Source organism: Comamonas odontotermitis (assembly GCF_014207855.1).
Taxonomy (GTDB): Bacteria; Pseudomonadota; Gammaproteobacteria; order Burkholderiales; family Burkholderiaceae_C; genus Comamonas; species Comamonas odontotermitis_A.
The window spans coordinates 94,780-112,341 of the sequence record NZ_JACHKZ010000013.1; the positions used below are offsets into that span (position 1 = coordinate 94,780).

16 protein-coding genes and 1 tRNA gene are annotated in these 17,562 nt (G+C 57.2%); 7 read left to right on the top strand and 10 right to left on the bottom strand.

What is annotated here, in order from left to right; all coding sequences use genetic code 11:
* Nucleotides 1–13: 13 nt before the first annotated feature.
* On the bottom strand, nt 14–331 hold the full coding sequence (locus HNP33_RS21050) for a hypothetical protein (RefSeq protein ID WP_325064934.1): 318 nt from the start codon (nt 329–331) through the stop codon (nt 14–16).
* 143 nt (nt 332–474) lie between these two features.
* Nucleotides 475–1,659, bottom strand: coding sequence for a bifunctional 2-methylcitrate synthase/citrate synthase (gene prpC, locus HNP33_RS11895; RefSeq protein WP_184708550.1), 1,185 nt, complete (start codon nt 1,657–1,659; stop codon nt 475–477).
* A 192-nt stretch (nt 1,660–1,851) separates the two neighbouring features.
* Between prpC and HNP33_RS11900 the strand changes: the two genes are divergently transcribed.
* From HNP33_RS11900 to HNP33_RS11915, 4 genes are all read left to right on the top strand, one after another.
* Nucleotides 1,852–3,336 carry a short-chain fatty acyl-CoA regulator family protein gene (locus tag HNP33_RS11900; RefSeq protein ID WP_184708548.1) on the top strand — a complete coding sequence of 495 codons (1,485 nt, stop codon included), beginning with the start codon at nt 1,852–1,854 and terminating at the stop codon, nt 3,334–3,336.
* A 270-nt stretch (nt 3,337–3,606) separates the two neighbouring features.
* Nucleotides 3,607–5,397, top strand: a complete 1,791-nt coding sequence (locus tag HNP33_RS11905; protein ID WP_184708546.1) for a diguanylate cyclase — start codon at nt 3,607–3,609, stop codon at nt 5,395–5,397.
* Nucleotides 5,398–5,447: 50 nt separating this feature from the next.
* Nucleotides 5,448–6,134 (top strand): DMP19 family protein, encoded by a 687-nt coding sequence (locus tag HNP33_RS11910; RefSeq protein ID WP_184708544.1) that lies wholly within the window; start codon nt 5,448–5,450, stop codon nt 6,132–6,134.
* Nucleotides 6,135–7,269: 1,135 nt separating this feature from the next.
* Complete coding sequence (locus HNP33_RS11915; protein ID WP_184708542.1) at nt 7,270–7,491, top strand: hypothetical protein; 222 nt, start codon at nt 7,270–7,272, stop codon at nt 7,489–7,491.
* A 598-nt stretch (nt 7,492–8,089) separates the two neighbouring features.
* On the opposite strand, the gene HNP33_RS11920 is transcribed toward HNP33_RS11915, so the two are convergent.
* Complete coding sequence (locus HNP33_RS11920) at nt 8,090–9,298, bottom strand: hypothetical protein (RefSeq protein WP_184708540.1); 1,209 nt, start codon at nt 9,296–9,298, stop codon at nt 8,090–8,092.
* Nucleotides 9,299–9,588: 290 nt separating this feature from the next.
* Here HNP33_RS11920 and HNP33_RS11925 point away from each other — a divergent pair, with 290 nt between their 5' ends.
* On the top strand, nt 9,589–10,074 hold the full coding sequence (locus tag HNP33_RS11925) for a hypothetical protein (RefSeq protein WP_184708538.1): 486 nt from the start codon (nt 9,589–9,591) through the stop codon (nt 10,072–10,074).
* Between the two features lie 113 nt (nt 10,075–10,187).
* On the opposite strand, the gene HNP33_RS11930 is transcribed toward HNP33_RS11925, so the two are convergent.
* Nucleotides 10,188–10,278: transfer RNA gene (locus tag HNP33_RS11930), tRNA-Ser, on the bottom strand.
* A gap of 631 nt (nt 10,279–10,909) precedes the next feature.
* Between HNP33_RS11930 and HNP33_RS11935 the strand changes: the two genes are divergently transcribed.
* Nucleotides 10,910–11,500: a GDSL-type esterase/lipase family protein gene (locus tag HNP33_RS11935; RefSeq protein ID WP_325064936.1), complete on the top strand. Its 591-nt coding sequence runs from the start codon at nt 10,910–10,912 to the stop codon at nt 11,498–11,500.
* Between the two features lie 97 nt (nt 11,501–11,597).
* On the opposite strand, the gene HNP33_RS11940 is transcribed toward HNP33_RS11935, so the two are convergent.
* From HNP33_RS11940 to HNP33_RS11960, 5 genes are all read right to left on the bottom strand, one after another.
* A complete protein-coding gene (locus HNP33_RS11940) occupies nt 11,598–12,506 on the bottom strand; it encodes a ZIP family metal transporter (RefSeq protein WP_184708534.1) in 909 nt (302 codons plus the stop codon).
* Between the two features lie 27 nt (nt 12,507–12,533).
* Entirely contained in the window at nt 12,534–13,160 is a 627-nt protein-coding gene (locus HNP33_RS11945; RefSeq protein WP_184708532.1) for a superoxide dismutase, read from the bottom strand.
* A gap of 40 nt (nt 13,161–13,200) precedes the next feature.
* Nucleotides 13,201–13,674: a hypothetical protein gene (locus HNP33_RS11950; RefSeq protein ID WP_184708530.1), complete on the bottom strand. Its 474-nt coding sequence runs from the start codon at nt 13,672–13,674 to the stop codon at nt 13,201–13,203.
* Entirely contained in the window at nt 13,671–14,198 is a 528-nt protein-coding gene (locus HNP33_RS11955; protein WP_325064935.1) for a DUF2325 domain-containing protein, read from the bottom strand. The genes HNP33_RS11950 and HNP33_RS11955 overlap by 4 nt, the downstream gene beginning before the upstream one ends.
* Before the next feature lie 439 nt (nt 14,199–14,637).
* Nucleotides 14,638–14,922 (bottom strand): DNA-directed RNA polymerase subunit alpha C-terminal domain-containing protein, encoded by a 285-nt coding sequence (locus HNP33_RS11960; RefSeq protein WP_184708528.1) that lies wholly within the window; start codon nt 14,920–14,922, stop codon nt 14,638–14,640.
* A 710-nt stretch (nt 14,923–15,632) separates the two neighbouring features.
* Between HNP33_RS11960 and HNP33_RS11965 the strand changes: the two genes are divergently transcribed.
* The gene (locus HNP33_RS11965; RefSeq protein WP_184708526.1) at nt 15,633–15,788 is read left to right on the top strand and encodes a hypothetical protein; all 156 of its coding nucleotides are present in this window, start codon (nt 15,633–15,635) and stop codon (nt 15,786–15,788) included.
* A gap of 317 nt (nt 15,789–16,105) precedes the next feature.
* Here HNP33_RS11965 and HNP33_RS11970 read toward each other — a convergent pair.
* On the bottom strand, nt 16,106–17,562 hold a 1,457-nt coding region (locus tag HNP33_RS11970; RefSeq protein ID WP_221452058.1), incomplete at its 5' end, for an IPTL-CTERM sorting domain-containing protein.

Below are 17,562 nucleotides of genomic sequence, written 5' to 3' on the forward strand. Positions count from 1 at the left end.
CTTCTCGTGGTTATCAGTCGGCCAGGGCGGGTTGGGCCGGCGCGGCTGGCGTGGGGGAAAAGTTCAGGGACATGCAGGCATCCGGCCCGCGCGCCAGTTGCAGGCGGGCGTGGGCCACGCCATAGAGCTGGCGCGTCAATCCGGTGCTGGTTGCGCAGGGCTGGGCTTGCACCAGCGCCAGGTGGCTTGCCAGCAGATTGCACAGCTGCTGGGCTTCGGCTGCCTGGGCGGGCGTGAGCTGCGTTACGCTCATCCCTCGCCGGGGCTGTGCGGTCAGCAGGCCCTCGTGGCACAGGAGCTTCATCGCTTCACGCACCGGCGTGCGGCTCACGCCAAACTCCCGGGCCAGCGCACCGTCGTGATATCGCTGCCCGGTGGCATCTGGTGGTTCAAGATGCGCGTGCGCAGCTTGTCGGCAATGGCGATGCACAGGGAATGGGTCTGCATGGGCGAGCCAGTCATGAGGCCTGGTGCTTATTGACGCTCATCAATTGGCACAAACTGCTGGTCGTCCGGCCCGGTGTAATGGGCGCTGGGGCGGATGATCTTGTTGTCCTGCCGCTGCTCGATGATGTGGGCGGCCCAGCCGCTGGTGCGCGCAATCACGAACAGTGGCGTGAACATGGCTGTGGGCACGCCCATCATGTGGTAACTCACGGCGCTGAACCAGTCGAGGTTGGGGAACATCTGCTTGACCTCCCACATCACTGATTCCAGGCGCTCGGCAATGTCGTACATCTTGGTGCTGCCTGCCTCGTCGGACAACTGCTTGGCCACGCCCTTGATCACCACGTTGCGCGGGTCGCTGACGGTGTAGACCGGGTGGCCGAAACCGATCACCACCTCCTTGGCCTCCACGCGCCGCCGGATATCGGCCTCTGCCTCGGCCGGGTTGTCATAGCGTTTCTGGATCTCGAAGGCCACCTCGTTGGCACCGCCATGCTTGGGGCCGCGCAGCGCGCCGATGGCGCCCGTGATGGCCGAATACACATCGCTGCCGGTGCCTGCCACCACGCGGGCAGTGAAGGTGGACGCATTGAATTCGTGCTCGGCATACAGATTGAGCGATGTATGCATGGCGCGCACCCAGCTGTCCGATGGCGTGATGCCATGCAGCAGGTGCAGAAAATGGCCGCCAATGGACTCATCGTCGGTTTCCACATCAATGCGGCGGCCCGAATTGCTGAAGTGGTACCAGTACAGCAGCATGCTTCCAAGCGAGGCCATCAGCCGGTCCGCAATGTCCCGGCTGCCTGCCAGGTTGTGGTCGTCCTTCTCGGGCAGTGCGCAGCCCAGGGCGGATACGCCGGTGCGCATCACATCCATGGGGTGGCTCGCTGCAGGTAATTGCTCAAGTGCAGCCTTCACGCTGCCGGGCAGGCCGCGCAATGATTTGAGCCGGGTCTTGTAGGCCCTGAGCTCGGCGCGGGTGGGCAGCTTGCCGTGCACCAGCAGATGGGCGATTTCCTCGAATTCGCAGACCTCGGCGATGTCGAGAATATCGTAGCCACGGTAGTGCAGATCGTTGCCGGTCTTGCCAACGGTGCACAGCGCGGTATTGCCCGCCGTCACGCCCGACAGGGCCACGGATTTCTTGGGTTTGAAACTGCCAGCCGCTGGGGCTGCAGGCTGGATGTTGGGCTCTGCCACGATGCGCATACAAATCTCCTGAAGTGGGGGCTGGCTCGATCAACACAGGCTGGGGTGTCGATGAATCTGCCATACTTCGCAATCTACGCAATCACGTGTGATAAGCCTAGGCCTGAATTGGCGAATTCTTGCGAAAGAGGAATGGAGAATTTGCGAAGTTTGCAAATTTTTCGGTGAGTCACCAGAGTGGAGATGGAAGAAATGGCCAAGACCTTCATGGGCGTGCGACTGCGCAGCCTGCGCGCCGAGCGAGGCATGACCCAGGCCGCGCTGGCGCAGGCGCTGGAGCTATCGCCCAGCTACCTCAACCAGATCGAGCAGGATCAGCGCCCGCTCACCGTGCCGGTGCTGCTCAAGATCCACAAGGTGCTGGGCGTGGACATCCAGCAATTCTCGGAAGATGAGGAAGCGCGCCTGCTGGCCCAGTTGCGCGATGCCATGGCCGCCCTGCCGTCGCCGCAAGGCGCGGTGCCATTGCCGGAGCTGCGCGAGGTAGCGTCCCGGCTGCCGCAACTGGCGCAGGCGCTCCTGTCCATGCACCAGCGCCATCTGGCCGATACCGAGCGGCTGGAGGCCCTGGCTGCGCGCCTGGGTGATGGGCGCGCGGAGCTGGACGAGGGCGTCGCGCCCATCCAGCCACCCGGGCACCACCGGCAAATGCCGTTTGAGGCGGTACGCGACTTTTTCTTTGCCCATCGCAACCACTTTGATGCGCTGGACCGCGCCGCCGAAAATCTGGCCCGGCAGGCCAGGGAGCAAGCTGGCGCGCAGGGCAGCAGCCAACAGGAGTGGCTGAAGTACCGTCTGCAGGCCCGGCACCGTGTACTGGTGTTGCACTCTCCGCACCACGATCGCCACCGCAGCTTTGATGCCACCACGCGTACCCTTTATGTGGCAGCCAAGCTGCGCCCTGCCCAGCAGGCGTTTCAACTGGCCACGCAACTGGCGCTGCTGGAGTTTGACGGCTTGATCGAGCAGGTGCTGAACTCCAGCCACTGGCAGGACGACGCCACGCGGCGCCTTGCGCGTATGGGGCTGGCCAACTATGTGGCGGGGGCGTTTGTGCTGCCCTATGGCGATTTTTTGCAGGCGGCTGAAAGCCTGCAGTACGACATTGACCTGCTGGCGCGCCACTTTGGCGTAGGGTTTGAGACCGTATGCCACCGCCTCTCGACCTTGCAGCGGGCCGATGCGCCGGGTGTGCCGTTCTTCTTCATCCGTGTGGATCGCGCAGGCAATATCAGCAAACGCCAATCGGCCACGCATTTTCACTTCTCCAAGACGGGCGGCACCTGCCCGCTGTGGGGGGTGTACGAGGCTTTCGCCCAGCCGGGCCGCATCGTGCCGCAGTTGGCCAGCATGCCCGACGGGCGCATCTACCTGTGGATTGCCCGCACCATCAGCCATGCGGGCCACGGCTGGGGCGCCCCGGGCAAAACCTTTTCCATCGGCCTGGGCTGTGACCTGCAGCACGCGGCGCGGCTCGTGTATTCCAAAGGGCTGGACCTGCGCAACCTGCATGCCGCCACCCCCATCGGCATGGGCTGCAAGGTCTGTGAACGCAGCGCGTGCCCGCAACGCGCCTTTCCCTTCGTGGGCAAACCGCTGCGGGTCAACGAACATGAAAGCGGATTTGTGCCTTATGAAGGAGGAGAGGCCATGGGTGATGGATCCGCAATTGCCTGAGTGAACAGGTTGGGGCGCCTTGAACCGTGGATGCATCTGAAGATGCCTGTATAGCGAGGTAAAAGCTTGGCGGCGAATGAAAAGCTTTGGTTGCACACGTTGATTGCAGCTGCAACGTTCTCTGCGCTGCAGAACAGGCTGCGGGATCGTGAAACAGGTTCAACTCGGGTTGAATGGGGCAGGATAGGAGTACTATTCCCGAAACACTGCCAGTAGCTGGAAATGCCTGATCTGTGCCAGATTTCCGAGGACAAAGATGCCGCACCAGTCATGTCTGACTGGTTGCGCTCACAAGCCAATCTGGATTGGCGCTCGGCTGGCCTGCCTGATTTTGACCAATGGGATCGGGCCCTTGTCTCCATCGCAACCATGATGATGTATGCGCAGGCGCCTATGGCGTTGATGCTGGGCTCAGCGGGCGTGCTTTTGGCCAATGAAAGCGCTCAGCATCTTTTTACCCGGAGTGCTGGCTCATGCAATGCGCAGTCGGTGCTGGATGTGATGCCGCAGCATGTTGCGCTCTTTTCTTCTGCGCTGAATCGGGCCATGCAGGGAGAGTCGAGCAGCTTGCGCGAGCACCCGTTTCATGTACAAGTAGAGGGAGAGTTGCACAGGCAGTGGCTGCATCTGGACTTTACGCCAGTCGTGGGTGCGGACGGGCGGCCCCTTGCCGCTCTGTGCATTCCGTGTGACGTCACCGGTCTGGTGCAGCGCGTTCATCATTTGGCAGATTCTGAGCAAAGGCTGCGCTACGCGCTGGAGGGTTCGGGCCTGGTGGGAACCTGGACCGTGGATTTGGCGACGCAGATCAGCAAGGCCGATGCCAATGTCGCGCGGATGTATGGCCTGCCGGAAGACGATTGCCAAAAAGGAATTGCGGTCAGTCGCTTCCATGCGTCCATTCATCCAGAGGATCGGGAGAGGGTGGCGACAGCAATTCTGCAGTCTGTGCAAACCCGAAAGGCATACCGTTGCCTCTACCGGGTGGCCGGCCCTGCGGGGCAGATTCGCTGGGTGGTTTCTTCGGGCAACCCAGGCAGGGAAGAGGATGGCGAGGTCACCCAGTTTCTGGGAGTCGTCGTGGAAGTGACGGAGCAAATGGAAACAGCTTCGGCGCTGGCAGCAAGCCGGTTTCATTTCGAGACGCTGACCGAAGCCCTGCCGCAGATTGTCTGGAGTTGCAATGAAACCGGGCAGCATGATTATTTCTCTCGACGGTGGAGTGAATTTACCGGCATCAACCCGCAAGATGCCGATGAACATACCTGGAAGGCACTTGTTTTCCCCGAGCACTGGAATCGCGTGTGGACGACCTGGCAGAACGCCTTGCATACCGGCGGTGCCTATGACATCGACTATCGCTTCCGACATTTTTCGGGGGAATACCGATGGCTGCGCGTAATGGCTCTGCCGATCCGGGATGAAGACGGGAAGATCGTGCGCTGGTTCGGCACCAGCACCGACATTCATGAGGCTTATAAGGCCACCGAGGAGCGGGAGCGGCTGGCGCAGGAGCTTGAGCGCATTGCGGCAGAAGACCAGCTGACCGGCGTGCTGACACGCCGCGCCTTTTTTGCTCAGTCAGACAAGGTGATTCAGGCGGCCCAGGCGGCGCCGGGTAGCCGGTCGCATCTGAGTCTTCTGATGCTCGATATAGACCACTTCAAAGCAGTCAATGATACCTACGGTCACGCGGTTGGAGACATGGTGCTGGCTGCGTCGGCCGGGCAGATTCAGGCGGCGGTGAGAATACCGGATCTGGTGGGGCGCTTGGGAGGTGAGGAGTTTGCAGTCCTTCTGCCTGGATGTTCAAGAAACGAGGCCATCAAGGTGGCAGAGCGCATTCGCAGCTTTGTGCAAGCCCATCGGATTGAACTGGATGGCGGTGGATCCATTTCGGCGACGGTGAGCATTGGTGTGGCCACCACGGTCAGAAAGACGGGCGCCATCCACCATCTGCTTACCTGTGCGGACAAGGCTTTGTATGCAGCCAAGGCAGAGGGCCGCAATCGGGTCTGCATTTTTGAGGGGGATCGGAAGCACGCGGTTGTGCGCAGGTAATTGCGAAAGCACCGTTGCTTCCATCAAGGCCAGTCTTAGAGGGGAGTGAAATGAAAGTGGACGTGTCTCCGGTTGTTGGGTCTGCCATTGTCGATGTGATCTTCGAGAACGAGCGCATCCTCGTTATTCTGGAGGACGGACGAACGCTTGCAGCCCCGCTGACTTGGGCTGGGCCCAGGGTCGCCGCAATGAGTGCATCGGAGCGCTCGAAATGGGTGCATACGGCGGACCGACGAGGTGTGAACTGGCCAAGTGCAGGTCAAGTCTCTGAAGAGGGGACCATCAATGTCTGGAGCCTGGAGCAGGATGCTTTGTTTGAGGCGGCGCTGGCGGAGCTCAAGGACGCCGGTTGGAACGCGGGCCGACTCGATCCCCGTGCCCGTGCATTGGTCGCCCTCTGGCGGCTGATCGCAGACGGCTACAACGGCGGTCTGCTGCAGTTTCTGGGTAACTGGGGCATAGCGGAGGTAAACGTAGCGCTGGAGGCTCTCATCGAGGTGAAGGCGATGAATACCTTCGGGACAGTGTCTGAGTTTTGGCGCCTTGTCGGCCCCATTGCCGAGTCCGATGAAGTTACTACGATGGACGATTTGTACGCCGGTATTCCCGACGAGCTCTCCGGCCGCATCGATGAGCTGGACAAACAGTTCTGGGATGCCGCAGAGGAGCTCATCCAGCTGGTTCCGCTCTTTTACGGCCCCGCAAAGTCCGCATTGATTGACAAAGCAGAGGCATGAGGCGGGCCAGGAGACGTTATTGAATGAAGGCTCGTCAGGCCTTCAAATCACTCTGGGGCCTGGCGCATATTTTGGATAGAAGCTGCTGATGTGGGAGTGCATCTGGGTGGCGTTGTCGCATGACAGGGACTCTCATAAACGCAAGTACTGATTGGTCTGCTTAATAAATAAGCATGTCTGCCAAGATGCGCAAAGGGCGTAAAACGAGGAACAAGCTGCACATCTGCAGATGAGATTAGGCACGAGCGTGTGCTTCAAGAAACAAACTGCGCAGCAGGGCCCCATTCAAGATACTTTAATGAGCGATAGCAGGAAGGCTATCACCGGCAAGGGGGTGCCTCGCTCTGGTTCTTGCTGTGTATGCATACAGTATTCGTTAATGAATATGCAGTTGCGGAGGCGTAAAGTTTTGTGCGTTGTGGGCGAGAAATGAATAAAGGCTCGCAGTTGCGAGCCTTTATTTTCTCTATTTCTTATGAAAGCACCAATAAGGGTATAGTGCTGTGGTGTTCTGCAAGATGTTGATTTATATCACATCTTGGCGAAGAGGGTGTCCGCCGGAATCGAATTTTTGAAGGTTTCCTGTCATCTCTTGTCGTTGCGGTAAGTTACTGACAATAAAGGAAAAAATGCCAAAAACATATATCCATAAGTTTACAGAAATCTACCCTCTGGCGTAAAATTTTGGGCGGGTGTTTGGGCGGGTAGCTTTAGGCCCCGCTGCAATCAATTGCAAACTGCTGGGCAGCGGCAACGCATGGGGTCTGCGTAACCTCGGAGGCAAGCTGGCAGCGTCCGTATTGAACAGCGCCACCCGCAAAGGGGAAGGTCAGCCCGTGGGCAGTAGCGCCCTTGATGTTGCATTTGGCCGTCGATAAACGGGCGTCCTGCAATTGATTGCAGGCAACACCAGCAGGGGGCGACGATTCCCCCGCCTTGAAGTTTCTTGAAGAGTTTTGAACATGGCAGACCTAAAGCCCAAACAGCAGGAAGCCGCCGCCCTCATTACATCGGGTAAGACCCAGCGGCAGGCAGCGGAGTCCGTGGGCGTGTCATCCCAAACGCTTACCGCGTGGGCAAAGAAAGAAGACTTTCAAAGGCATGTGCAGGCCTGCTACAGCCCGCCCATGAGGGCGTGCAAACAGCCCTGCAAGGGCTTCACCAGCGGGCAGCGGAAGTGCTGGCAAGCCTCCTAGAAACCGCACCACCAGCAACCAAGCTACAGGCCATCCGGTTGATTTCCGAGATCAACAAGGCCACGCCACCCGCGCAGGATGCCACTTCAAGCTATGAAGAATTCATGAAGCACTTCGGACAAGGATTGACCCATGTAAGCCAGCCAAAGCACCACCATTGAAGCCAGCACCGGCACCAGCATTACCCGTCATCCATCGTTGCCCGCATCCATGCGGCGAGAAAACTTGGACGCACTGAAGGCGCAGCAGGCACGCATGATGGGCGATTGCAAGGGCCATAGCCCAGCTACACGCGCCGCCATGGCATGGCTTATCGCTGCCAATGCGCCACACATGCGGGCAAGCCAGCTTGCAACATGGGCCGATCAGCAGCTATGGGAAGGCGCGAAAGCAGCGCACAAAGCCAACCCCGAAACCCTGCACACGTTGCCGGATAGCATCCTGCAATCAATTGCATGGGGGGAAGCCGTAGCACTGCTATAGGGGCTTCGCAGGCAAACGGCAAACCTACTCGCGGGGCTTGACCCCTACGCCATCATCAACAACGCTTGCCCCGGCTTCGGCACTGCCATTGCTGGCCTTGTCCACAAGGTGAAGCTATCCCCGCTGGAAGACCTGCAATGGCGGCAGCTTTCCAGTACTGAAGCCCCATACAAACCGACCTTCAAAAACTGGCTTTGCTTGCCATGGTTGCCAACTCATTTTTGTGCCATAGGAAAATAATCTTTCAATTCGGCCGACGTACCCGATGGCATCGGGTTAAAGCGCAATTGTACTGAAAATCTCAAGCTCTACCAGAAACAATGCAGCAATTGATATGGTTATGCCGTTGCATATATGCAGATATCGACTATATGAGATGTCGTTTTCTGCGCCTGTGCCGCCGCTTCGAAATTTAATTAAATCTCCTTCGCGCCAGATTGATGCATGGTGAGATCCGTTGCGAAGGCTGCTATTGTCAAATGCCGCAAAAGAGAATAAGGTTGGCACATCTGAGAAAGGGTTGGATTTTTTTGCTTTCTCGATATCCTTTATGTATTTTGTCAGACTCATGGATTTGAATTGATCAAATGAACGGCCCGCCGATATATTATTTAGGCAAGCTAGGGTTGTGTAACTTGATGTCAAAGTTTCATACGCCTGACCATAGTAGAGCTTGATTTCGTCAAAGCGTTTCGATCCAACTATTAAATCATCAACGTCCTCGCTGCCAACTCGCACATGTGTTAACACTTGTCGAAATTGGTCGAAGAGGCGGAAATAGTCGCTAAAAATTGCAAGGTACCGGTCCAGCGCAGTTGCCTGAATTTCATTGCGATAATATTCGGAAAATTTTTCTATCTCCGCAGGATGTGCTTCTCTCTCGCTACGGACGAAGCTCCTTAGTGGTTGCCTAAGATTGCCGATTGCTGGATAAAATATGTCGTCAAAAAATGAGGCAATACATTTAAATGTAGTGGTGCAGGTAAATTGCGGGTTGTATTTTTTTCGAGCAGATTCGTATGCGGAAATTTGCTTCTGCAAAACATTCGCAGGATCGCTTTTTGTTGCTAATGAAATTACGTTTCGGACTGTTTGCCATAATTTTGCGGTCTCTGGGATTTCAAATTGAGTTGCGAAATCCTGAAACTTGCCGGGTACCATTCGCATCTTCCCAAACGTCAGTTTGGTATGGTGCATTGACGCAAAAGCGAAGCGAGAGTGGTATTCATCTGCACGAAAGGCAAATGCAGGATGAAGGTTTATAAACGTATCGATTTCTAGGTCTTGATCTATTATTTCAATGTTCTCTAATGCTTCAACCCAAGCCTGTCCCGGTTTGCCCGTCACCAGATCGACTGAAATTGGCGTGAAACAATTAGGGCAGTCAAAGGTGTGAGTGCATTTTGACTCAACGCCTACACCAATGCGGATAATAAATTTGAATTCACAAACCGTGCATTTTCCGTAATCTCTTGCAACTCCCATTGAGACCCCCTCTTATAAGAAAACAATGTCCAATTGTATTTGGAAGGACAGACTCAGGTTGCTGGGCAACCTGCTGCAAGACCTGCCAATACGACGCAAGGTTGTCACAGTCGTGTATGACGGATCTTCTAGCGTCGGATCGTCGCGCGTAGAACGCCGCATCGGCGTATAGGGCAAAGTCGTTATCCAACCCCTTCATTGTCCCCTAGACGTAAGTCGCTGCTACGCGGTTTCTTGCTGTCTGCAATTGATTGCAAGCACCCTAGACTTACGGCAACGGAGGGAAGACGATGAACTGTGATTACGCAAACATGGCTATTGCAGCCGCTGGCGTGGTAGGTGCGGTTTTGGGGGCGGGCGTCACCTATTGGGCAGCGTGGAGACAGACCCCAAAGCCCGATGCACGGATTGATGGGGTAGCCCTCAAGTACATGTCCATTGGCGAAGGCGAAAATCTTTTCATCGCCACCGTTACCAATCACGGAAACGCGGTAGCAGACATTGCCCGCACGGAAGTGCATGCCACGGTTGACGGTTCCACCGTGAAGGCAAACATTGGAGCTATCGACGTTGCCGGGACACTCTCAGCAGGCGTAAGCAAGGAGCTGTGGCTAGACGTGACATTGCCCGAACCCATGGACATGGATGTTCACGATGGCCGCAAGCGCCTACGTGTGACGGTGACCCTACATTCGACAAAGGGCAAGGCCATTCGGTCTAGTTTCGCCTTTTCACGCGATCCCGACTATGGATTCGTGCCAAGTGCAACACCCTGAAGCCCTCCCGAACCCGCTGCAATCAAGTGCAGGCCCTACCGGGTTGACTTTGGGCGGGAAGGTAAACCACCAAAGAAAAAACCCTAATTGAATCAATCAATTAGGGTTGTATCTGGCGGAGAGGGCGGGATTCGAACCCGCGGTAGGCTATTAACCTACACACGCTTTCCAGGCGTGCGACTTAAACCGCTCATCCACCTCTCCGGGAAGCCGCTATTCTAGCACCGCTTTTTTGCCTGAACTTTAAAAACGTCGAAATTTAATCCACATCTCCGAGCCGCAAAGGCTGTACTCCTGGGCTTGGTGAAGCCTGCTTTGAAGCGGCCGTGTCTGACGGGTGGATGGTCTTAGAGTGTGTTTACGATCTCTACGCAGCCGCGTTGGAGTGCAATCGGTATGAGTTCGAAGTGCTGGGCCGCAGCTTGCACCGGGGTGCAAGCAAGGGTCAGCGCGCAGAAATCGCCCGATTTCACTCCAACCCGGAGGGACAGTGGGTTTGCGGGCGCCCGGTCAGGGGCGCCCGGCTAGGGGCGGTCTGCGTCGTTGCAAATCCTCGCAATAGCGGGGCTATTGCTGCGGTATTGCGCCGCTAGGCGCACCCCTCGCATCCCATCCCTAGCCGGGAGCCCCGCAAAGCCACTGTCGCGGCGCGAGGAGATCGTAAACACGTTCTCAGGGCCTGCCGGGGTTTTGTCTTGCTTGAAGAAGACTTTGTCTTGGTGTCTGACTGTGGCCTGGCTGTCCCCAGGGAGCTGAAAGGAGCGGTGGAGTGGCTATCCGAGAACTGATCTGCAAAGTGCTGCGCAAATTCTGTGTGCGGTGCTGTCCTCTATCCGTGGAGTTGAATGGAGACAGCATTCTGTTCGGATGGGCCTGCGAGAGTACGCCTGCCATGCAGATGAGGGTCGAAAGGCCCAAATGGACGATCACCGACCGGAACGCCTGTGGATTGCGCATGGCAGATTTCATGGTGGGTTACCAGGAGCCGTTTCCTGGTGCGCCATCCGATATGTTTCCAGCCGGGCCGCAGCAGGCGTTCAAGGAGGCACCACATGCTTCGCAAGTGATGGTGATTGGCCTGGGTTTGAACGATTCTTATGGGTTGCTGTCTGCGGATGATTACCGACAGCAGTTGTTGGCGGCGCTGGCAGTGATCCGTGAGGCTGGCGCGGTTCCCGTATTTACTGGTTTGGTGCAGATTCCACACGGCTACTATGGCCCTGCCCAGGACGCCAATCTGGACGAGTTCCATCGGGTCATGCGGGATGTGGCGATGGAGGAGGGTGTGATTCATGCGGATTGGGATGACGAATACGAAGGAGAAGGCGATCTGCAGCCCGATCACATTCACCGAGCGCAAGCTGCCACAGATCGCTTGACTGCACGATTGATTGCTGCGATTGATGAAGCGGCGCGGCGCATTTAGGGGCGATGCGCACTGCGCGACTTCAGTGCTTTTCGAGAGAACGCGCCCTGGACATGGGGCCTGTGCAACTGCGGCTCTCGAATGCAGGCACACGGCTTTACGCCAGCGCCGTATCCAGCACCATCATCAGCACGAACCCTGTCATCAAACCAGCAGTGGCGAATGCCTCATGCCCTTTGCGGTGGGATTCGGGAATGATTTCATGGCTGATCACAAACAGCATGGCGCCTGCTGCAAAACCCAGGCCCCAGGGCAGAAGCATGGCCGAGTGGCCGACGACGGTGGCGCCTATCACAGCCCCAAGTGGCTCGACCAGCCCAGATGCCATGCCAAGGGCAATGGCCAGGCGTCGCCCATATCCGGCGGCGATCAATGCTGCGGCAACCACAAACCCCTCCGGCACATCTTGTATCGCAATGCCAATGGCCAGGGCATTGGCGCGCAAGCCTTCGTTGCCTGCGTAGCCAACACCAATGGCCAATCCTTCTGGTAGGTTGTGCAGCACGATGGCGAAAACGAACAGCCATGTGCGCCTCAACTGCTTTGCGTCGCTGCCTTCTCGGCCTTTGATGAAATGCTCATGGGGCAGCAGATGGTCCATCGCCAGCAAAGCCAGACCGCCCATCAAGATGGCAATCCCCACGATCGCACCAGCTGCCCAATTGCTGCCTCCGAAGAGGTGGGCGGAGCGCGCTGCGTTGAGCCCTGGTATGACCAGCGAAAATGCGCAGGCTGCGAGCATTACGCCTGCTCCAAAGCCGAACAGCGTGTCCTGCACCCGCCCTGATGGGCGTTGTGCCAGAAGAACCGGTAGCGTGCCCAGGGCGGTGGCCAGTGCCGCAATGCTGCCTCCAAGCAGGGCAGCCTGTGCGGATGGTTGACTCTGCAGCGCTGCCCACATTTGTCCGCACAATGCCAGCAGGCCGATCGCACATATGGTCAATCCGATCCAGATCCGCAGGCGTGGCAGCTGCGAGGTGAGTACAGAAGGATTTTCGCTGGGCATGGGGTTTGTATTGGAGCGTTAGGCGGATCAGCGGCCCAGTGCTGCGGCGTAACGGCGCGCGACCTCTTGCCACGCGACGACGTTGTAAAAAGCAGCGATGTAGTCGGGGCGCTTGTTCTGGTACTTGAGGTAGTACGCATGCTCCCAGACGTCGAGTCCCAGGATGGCCGTGTTGCCCGAACCAATACCCGGCATGCATGGGTTGTCCTGGTTTGCGGTGCTTTCGACTTCCAATTTGCCCTGCGGGCTTACCGATAGCCAGGCCCAGCCGCTGCCAAAACGGCTGAGCGCGGCCTGGGTGAATGCGGCTTTGAATGCGTCAAATCCGCCAAGATCGGTGTCGATGGCGCGTGCCAGATCGCCGCTGGGCGCTCTGCCACCTTCGGGTGACATGACTTGCCAGAACAGGCTGTGGTTGGCGTGGCCTCCGCCGTTGTTGCGCACGGGCGAGCGTAGTTTTTCTGGAAGGGCATCAAGCTGGGTGATTAAGCTTTCAAGCGGCAACTCGGCGTACTGCGTTCCTTCCAGTGCGGCGTTGAGGTTGTTTACATAGGTCTGATGATGGCGGGTGTAGTGGATCTCCATGGTCTGCGCGTCAATATGGGGCTCCAGTGCATCGTAGGCATAGCGCAGTGGGGGGAGGGTGTAGGGCATGGATAGGTTCCTTGGAGTGGTAAACAGGGGGCGGGGGCAGTCAATGCAACAGGGATCGCGATGCTGGCGGGGGCGGTGGATATGAAGGGGGGGCCGTGCCGGCCCAGGCGCCTCCGTGTTCAATCAGTGCGGCAAAGGTCTGGTGCAGATGCCGGTAGGCGGCCTGCCGTAACGGAACTGGTGTGGCTTCGCCGTGCACAAGCCCGAGCAGCTTGTGGTGTGCGCAGCTCACGCATTGCATGGCCTCCTCGGGCTGGCCCAAGTCTGTATAGCAGTCGGCGATGTTCAGATGCGCGACGATGAGAGCCGCCAGTCGGTCATCGTCTGCCCCGCCATGGCACGGCTGCAGCAGCTGGTTAGCCACGCGCAACGCCTGTACATGCCAGGTCAGCGCATGTGCGGCGCAATGTGCCTGACTGGCCTGAAGTCCGGCGACGGTCAGGCGCTTCCACTCGTCGAGCAGTGACCGGGTCGTTGCGTCGTCAGCGCTGCAGGCTGGGGCGACGCAAGTCATGAAAGATCCTCGGCTGGGAACTCTTCCGCAGGCTGGGGACTGTCCAGGTCGGCAGGCTGGATGCGCACGATGCGCAATGCATCGGGCTGGTCTGCCAGTACGCAGGTCTTGCCAGTGCGTTTGCAATGGTTGGCCAAGCGCCAGAAGGCTCCGTGGCTGATGCAACCGGTCTGGCAGATCACGAGGTCGGCCTCGCGCAGGCTGTGCCCCAGCCGTTCAAGCTCGGAGCCAGCGGGCGCATTCTCAATGGATTCCAACTCGGCATGGGCTACCGCAGACTGGTTGGCCGGGTTTTGGGCGGTGTACGCATGCAAGGCCGGAGGCCGTGGACACTCCCAGGTCAGAGCACTCTGAAGGACGACGAGCTGCGCGCGCATACGCAAGATCTGGCCTTGCAATTGCTGGATTTCATTGAATTGGTTCTGTATCTGCGCCGAGCAGCGCTGTTGAACCTGGGCGTAATAGCGCAAAAGCGCGCCATGCTCTTGCATCACATGATCAATGTCGTCCTCGGGATAGAGCACAGTATTCCTCTCCATCAATCCAGGCGATGCCTTGCGCGACGCCGAAGGTCGGCGATCCGAACGCTTCAGCCATCGGTGTCGATTGATTTATTAATATTAATAAGAATGATTATCATTATCAAATGAAGGGAATTGCCCATACCTAATTTGGTGTGAGTTGTTATGTCAGCTGCGGTGCCTTTGCAACCGCTGCCTGCATGCCGTTGGCATGATCACTGCCAGCTTCAACGCCGTGAGGGGGATTTCGGTTCTAGCGTTCCAGAAACCAAGCGCTTGTTGATCGCGGAATGTGTGGTTGGGCGCTACCCTGGTCGCAATGGCGATTTGTGGACTGGCGCCCGTCTTGCGTAGTTTCCACGGCATGGACGTTTGTGCGCGTGGCGCTCACCGGCAGGTGAGGCGAGGGGGCGGATTGCTGAGTTTGAGGAGGGCGGCAACTTCAGCTGGATGTTTGCTGGCCGCCGTCAGGCGCACGGCCGGTGCTGTGTTTGGGTTGCCTGCCCCTTTTTCTTCGGGTCGGTGTGTATTGCTGCCAAGGAAAGAGTGCCATTTCTACTTCCCTGAGTGCCGTTAATCCGAACCCGGGAATTTTCAGCAGACGTATGGGATACGCATCAGCCACCTGCTCTGCAGTGGTGATGCCATTGCGGGCGAGCGTGTTGAGCGTCCGGTTGGACAGCCTCTCAGGCAGTGGTGTTGGTAAGGGGGCGCCCGCTTTGATCATTTGATTCTGATTCTTCAGTAGGTATGGCTGTCTACTTCAGATCATGCAATCGCCATGTAGATTTTAATAGTCGCTGCAGAACGCAAGACGTTGACTGGCCGACGAACGGCGGTTCAGACAAAAAAATGCCACCTCTGTGGGGTGGCAAAGATTCACCAAAAAAAGCCGACCTTGAATAGCCAAGGATGTCATGCAAATTAAGAGGGGGAGGGAGGAGAGCACGACTTCGGCACAAATCTCTGTGCTAATAGTAGCTTGTAACTATTGAATTTGAATATTCGTTTGTCGCCTTGGCGCCACCATTTGGAAGAAAAAAAAAGCCCGCAGGGTGCGGGCTCAAGCCTAGTTTCGTGTTGATGTGCTTCCTCGGGCTCCCTCTTTGAGTTGGTGTGATCATAGATTAGGTAAATGAAATTATGAAGATCGTTTTTTAAACAAATGTAAGATCGCAAGAGAGAGGCACTCCTTTTGCTGTATTCCAGAGGGTGGCAGAACAATTGCACACGACTTGCGATAGGCAAGGATAGCTCGTGCCAGGGGAGCAAAGGGGCTATTCACCAGCACATGAGCGATGAGGCGGTTCGGATTCGTATGAATGGCGCACAAAGCTCTTCTGTCAGGGCTCTGTCCCTGGGTCAGTTGATGCTCATCAAATGATTATTTTTATAAATCTCTAATCTATTTATATGTTTGTAGATTGGAGTCGATCCATGCAAGATGAGCAATCATCCACAGAGGAGGCGCTTGAATCCGAGCCTCTAGAGGAAGATGTAAAGGAGCCTGTCTTTCCCTTCCTCCCGGAGATTAAGGCGCAGTTGGTTGCAATCAGAAGATGGGCTGATGAAGCAAGAAGCTGTCCTCTTTGATTTTGACCTGTAAGTCTCACTTGATACGGGACTTCTTGCGACTTGACCGGCGCGTCCCGGCGTCTGGCCTCTGTTGCCGAACTACGGGTTTGCTAGGCGGGCCAGCCGCTCTCAGCGGCCCTAGAGGCGTGTGGCACGCCAACGATAAAGTGGCGGTGAAGGTTTTGGTACAACTTTGGACACCCGAGGCCCAAAAAAGCTTGAGGGAAAGAAAAGAGCCTTCCCCAGTGCATGACGCATTGGGGAAGGCTCTTTTGAATTGCAGGCGCGGTGGGTGAATTGCTGCTAATGGAAAGCCACCTCGAAGTGGCTTTTTCTTAGCTTTGACGCCTGCGAAGGCGGCTTACTCCCAGCATTGCGACCAGGGAGGTCAAACCAATCAAGCCCCATTCACCAAGGGTAGGTACTGGTGTTGTGGACGATCCAGTGCCGTTGTTTTGCATGTTGAAGGTAAGTACGGCGTCATCGCACAGCGTGCTGTTGGGGGCGGGCAAGCACACTCTGACGGTCGTGGTATCGCTGCCTGTGTAACCGGCGTTTGGCGTGTAGGTAAATGCACCGGTGGCTGGATCGATGCTCAACTGACCATTTGCCGGTGGTGTCACTGCCTGGAACACAGACCCCGCTGGTGCCTGGCCACCGGTACCCGCATTTCCAGAGACTGGCGTGTTCATGGGGGTGGTGTAGCTTGCGTCATTGATGACGGGCGGCGCAGGCGGAACACCATTCACGGTGATGGTGGCCGTGGCCTCTGCGCATTGTGGAACTGCAGTTTGGGTGCAAACCTGGTACTTGAACGTGTCCGTGCCTGTGAAACTGGCATTTGGCGTGTACACAGCTTGGCCCGACCCGTCGATAGACACAGTGCCATTCGTTGGCTGTGCAGTGATGGAGGGCGTGTTCAAGTTCACATACCCAGGCTGGCTTGTGGAATCGTTGGCGCGCAGATCCACGGTGATTGGGGCCGCTTGGGTGGTTGTTCCGGTATCGTCAACGGCTGTCACGGTTGGCGCAGGCAGGCCAAAAAAGAAAAGCTCGCCACCGCTGTTGCTGTTGGCCGTGCTGATGAGGCGAACGGAACATACGTTGCTGTCGCGGATGGTGATCCCAAATAGCTCATTGGGAGAGTTCACGTTCACACTGGCAGTCGTTGCGACCCAGCTAGCACCAGGCGTGACAGGCGGCGTGGTTGCAGATGAGTTGGATACACGCAGCAGATCGAAGCTGCTGGCATCGATCACCTGATTGGAACAACTCAGGAACGAAATATTGACGGTTTCCTGAGAGTCGACGTCCTGCACAAAAAATGTAGTGCCGACGGGAAGCGGTTGGGCAAATGTGTATTGGGTATTCCCTCTGCGGATATTGACCGCACTCACGCTCGCGGGGGCGCTGATGCCGGTTGGCATTCCGCCGCCGAATGTCCAGCTCGGGCAGTTCTGCCACTGTTCGGGCGTGGGCGACGCATCTGCCGTGAGCTGAAATGATCCAGTGCCGAGTGTGCCTGCAAATGTCGTGGTTGCAGGGGTGTTTTCTGAGCCACAACCTGTTCCGGCAGAGGTTGAAGTATTGAATTGCCAGCCAGAAAAATAATTCGAGTTTGGCTGGACTTGGATGGTTGCCGCCTGGGCGCCAAGCCAGCTCCCTCCAAGGATCACCAAAGCAATTCCGGTACGGCGCGGCTTTGTTGCATAAATCGGTTTGAGACTGAGTCTCCCCAAACCCCAGACGTAGTTATGCCACGGCCACCGTTTGGGGCGTGCCCAGCTCGGTG

Bases quoted from the DNA above. Each gene is read 5' to 3' on its own strand.
- prpC (WP_184708550.1), bottom strand. From the start codon at position 1,659: ATGCGCATCGTGGCAGAGCCCAACATCCAGCCTGCAGCCCCAGCGGCT.
- HNP33_RS11900 (WP_184708548.1), top strand. From the start codon at position 1,852: ATGGCCAAGACCTTCATGGGCGTGCGACTGCGCAGCCTGCGCGCCGAG.
- HNP33_RS11905 (WP_184708546.1), top strand. From the start codon at position 3,607: ATGTCTGACTGGTTGCGCTCACAAGCCAATCTGGATTGGCGCTCGGCT.
- HNP33_RS11910 (WP_184708544.1), top strand. From the start codon at position 5,448: ATGAAAGTGGACGTGTCTCCGGTTGTTGGGTCTGCCATTGTCGATGTG.
- HNP33_RS11920 (WP_184708540.1), bottom strand. From the start codon at position 9,298: ATGGGAGTTGCAAGAGATTACGGAAAATGCACGGTTTGTGAATTCAAA.
- HNP33_RS11925 (WP_184708538.1), top strand. From the start codon at position 9,589: ATGAACTGTGATTACGCAAACATGGCTATTGCAGCCGCTGGCGTGGTA.
- HNP33_RS11940 (WP_184708534.1), bottom strand. From the start codon at position 12,506: ATGCCCAGCGAAAATCCTTCTGTACTCACCTCGCAGCTGCCACGCCTG.
- HNP33_RS11945 (WP_184708532.1), bottom strand. From the start codon at position 13,160: ATGCCCTACACCCTCCCCCCACTGCGCTATGCCTACGATGCACTGGAG.
- HNP33_RS11950 (WP_184708530.1), bottom strand. From the start codon at position 13,674: ATGACTTGCGTCGCCCCAGCCTGCAGCGCTGACGACGCAACGACCCGG.
- HNP33_RS11960 (WP_184708528.1), bottom strand. From the start codon at position 14,922: ATGATCAAAGCGGGCGCCCCCTTACCAACACCACTGCCTGAGAGGCTG.
- HNP33_RS11965 (WP_184708526.1), top strand. From the start codon at position 15,633: ATGCAAGATGAGCAATCATCCACAGAGGAGGCGCTTGAATCCGAGCCT.